Raw genomic sequence first — 2676 nt, 5'->3', positions numbered from 1 at the left:
CATGTCAATGATTGTCGACTTCCCGATCGGCCAGCTGTCGGTCGCGACCTCGCGCGAGAACCTTGGCATGGACGAAGCCACCATCCGCAACCTCAAGGTTGGCATGGGTCAGGTGATGAACGAGATCACCGCCCAGATCAGCGCCGACATCGCGAAGGAGCCCAGCTACTACGAAGCCTGCAAGGCATTGGCTCGCATCTCCGGCACGCCGCTGATGGGCTTGGCTGGCACCCCGAAATGGAACGGCCTCGACGTCTTCCTGCGCTTCGAGCTGCACGAGACCGAGACGGGCAAACTCGAGCACTGCTTCTTCGGTGAGGGGGCGGACGCGCAGGGCAAGCTCCTGCCTTACCTGAAGTTCAGGGACTCGGGCTACGGCGCCACCGTCGATTACGACCAGCTGCAGGAGCAGGTCGTCGTCGTCGAGTTCGAGGACTGCAAGCGGGCCGTCTCCCGTATGCGGCGCTTCCTGCTCGAGCAGGCCGAGCCGGGTATCGCCGTTCACTGGCTGCGCATGCAGCGTAACCAGCTGGCTGGCTGGCAGGCTCGGAACGGCGGCAAGCCGATCATCGACCTCGACACGATCGAGCCGCTGACCTCGCCCAAGGCCAAGCCTCGGGGGGAGGACGCACCGATCCCGATGCGGCGGATGATCGTGAAGAACCAGCGCCCCTACCGGCACTTCGACGCCGAATTCTGGGCCAGTGAGGACGTCCACCCCACCGAGGACATGTTCATCGTCCAAGGCAACCTGAAGGAGTGCTACCCCACCAGTAACGTCTACCGTGGAATGTCGACCAACGAGTTCGCTGCGAAGTGCGCGAAACTCCGCGTGGCCGGCGTCTTCGACGGGAACACCTCCGTCTTCTTCGTCAGCGCCACGCAGGCGAAGCGGGTGAAGCTCACGAACGTCATGGAGCGCATCCGTGAGATCGTCGAGCAGAAGTTCGGCACCAACGTCTCCCTCGAGGAGGAGACTTGGGAATACCGGAAGAACCGGCAGATCGCCCAACAGCTTCGGGGCCTCAAGCTCACCCTCCCGAAGGATCTCGCCGACTTCGCCAAGTTCTACCCCGAGACGCAGTCCACCCTGACCTCTGACCAGGTCGAGGTGATCAAGGAGTGGATCCCCACCGCCCGCACCCGCACGGCGGATCACGTCCACGCCGACCGCCGCGGCAAGATCTTCAACACCTACCCCCTTCTCGAAATCACCAGTGGCCGTGAGACCCACCTGCGCCACTACCTCAAGCTGGAGCTGAAGAAATGACTTTCCCGTTCACCTTCTCGAACAACGTCCTCTCGATCTTCGTCGCCGGTCGTCCCCACACCGTCGACAACACCCACCCCTGCTGGGAGGAGATCTTCGCGATCGCCAAGGGCCAGAAGGCAGCCACGCCTGACGAGCTGAAGGCGCTGCTCGACACCCGCGCCAAGGTGAAGGCCGAGCTTGAGGCCGCAGGCGCGGCCCTCACCGGCCGCGTGACCGTGGGCCATGACGCCGTGCTGCTCGACGGCAAGCCGGTCCACACCTACCTGACGACCCGCATGCTGGAGATGCTGAAGGACGGCATCAACGTAGATCCGTGGGCACGCTTCATGGAGAAGCTCTACCAGAACCCGAGCCGCACCGCGGTGAAGGAGCTGTACCTGTGGCTGGAGAAGGCCGGCATGCCGATCACCAGCAACGGCAACTTCCTCGCCTACAAGAAGGTGCGGGACGACTACAAATCCTACTACGACGGCAAGACCGATCACCCGATGGGTGGCGTCGTGTCGATGCCCCGCAACGAGGTCGACGACCGCCGCGACAACACCTGCTCCTACGGCCTGCATTTCTGCAGCTGGTCCTACCTGCCGCACTACAACGGCAGCCATGGCCGGGTGCTGGTGCTCGAGATCAACCCGGCCCACGTCGTGTCGATCCCGTCCGACTACCAGAACGCCAAGGGTCGGGCCGAGCAGTACCTGGTCCACAGCGAGATCCCCGAGAAGGACGCCCAGTTCGCCTTCGATCGGATCCACGTTGTCGACAGCCGCTGGGCTGAGGAGAATGAGGACGAAGACGACGTCTACGATCCCGAGGACGACTACGACTACGCCGACGAAGCCGACTGGAACAGCACGCTCGGCCTCTACGTCTACCCCTCCGGTGTGATCGACCTCGACGAGTCGGAGTTCGACATCACCGACTACGACCGCGGCCCGGTGAGGGAGCTGCCGGGCGCCGGCTTCGAGCAGATCGTCACCGATGGGCCGGTGTCCATCACCGTTCGCTTCGACAACTGCATGAACGTCATCGAGGCGATCGTGAATGACTACTGAGCTGCCCCGCCTGACGAAGGAGCAGGCCGCGATCATCGGCGCCCTCACCGGCATCGCCTGCGGCCCGTTCCGCGACATCCATGAGTATGCCGAGCGAAAGCTCGGCAGACCCATCTGGAGCCACGAGTTCGGCCAGACCGACTTGTGGGTCGACCTCAAACGGGCCGCCCACGAAGACTTCCTCGCCATCTGTCACAAAGGAACCAAGACAGAATGACCTTGCTCGCCCTCACTTTCGCTCAGGCCCTCGAGAACCGCCTATCCGATCTCGATGCTGACCCCGACCGCAGCTACACCATCATTGTCGGCGAAGAGCCTCGGGGGGTCGTAGCTCACGGCCTCGGATGGCTC

General features: G+C 63.5%; 3 protein-coding genes. All 3 read left to right on the top strand.

Annotated features, from left to right (window positions below; translation table 11 throughout):
• Nucleotides 1–1270 (top strand): hypothetical protein (locus ACFDS3_RS20600; protein WP_375264192.1); only part of this gene is annotated, 1270 nt, incomplete at its 5' end.
• Complete coding sequence (locus ACFDS3_RS20595) at nt 1267–2325, top strand: hypothetical protein (protein ID WP_375264191.1); 1059 nt, start codon at nt 1267–1269, stop codon at nt 2323–2325. The genes ACFDS3_RS20600 and ACFDS3_RS20595, both read left to right, overlap by 4 nt.
• On the top strand, nt 2315–2542 hold the full coding sequence (locus ACFDS3_RS20590; protein WP_375264190.1) for a hypothetical protein: 228 nt from the start codon (nt 2315–2317) through the stop codon (nt 2540–2542). The genes ACFDS3_RS20595 and ACFDS3_RS20590 overlap by 11 nt, the downstream gene beginning before the upstream one ends.
• Nucleotides 2543–2676 lie beyond the last annotated feature (134 nt).

The sequence above is a fragment of the Palleronia sp. genome (genome assembly GCF_042089775.1).
In the GTDB taxonomy this organism is placed as follows: Bacteria; Pseudomonadota; Alphaproteobacteria; order Rhodobacterales; family Rhodobacteraceae; genus Palleronia.
This window is presented reverse-complemented; position numbering and strand designations above follow the sequence as displayed.

Bases quoted from the DNA above. Each gene is read 5' to 3' on its own strand.
- ACFDS3_RS20595 (WP_375264191.1), top strand. From the start codon at position 1,267: ATGACTTTCCCGTTCACCTTCTCGAACAACGTCCTCTCGATCTTCGTC.
- ACFDS3_RS20590 (WP_375264190.1), top strand. From the start codon at position 2,315: ATGACTACTGAGCTGCCCCGCCTGACGAAGGAGCAGGCCGCGATCATC.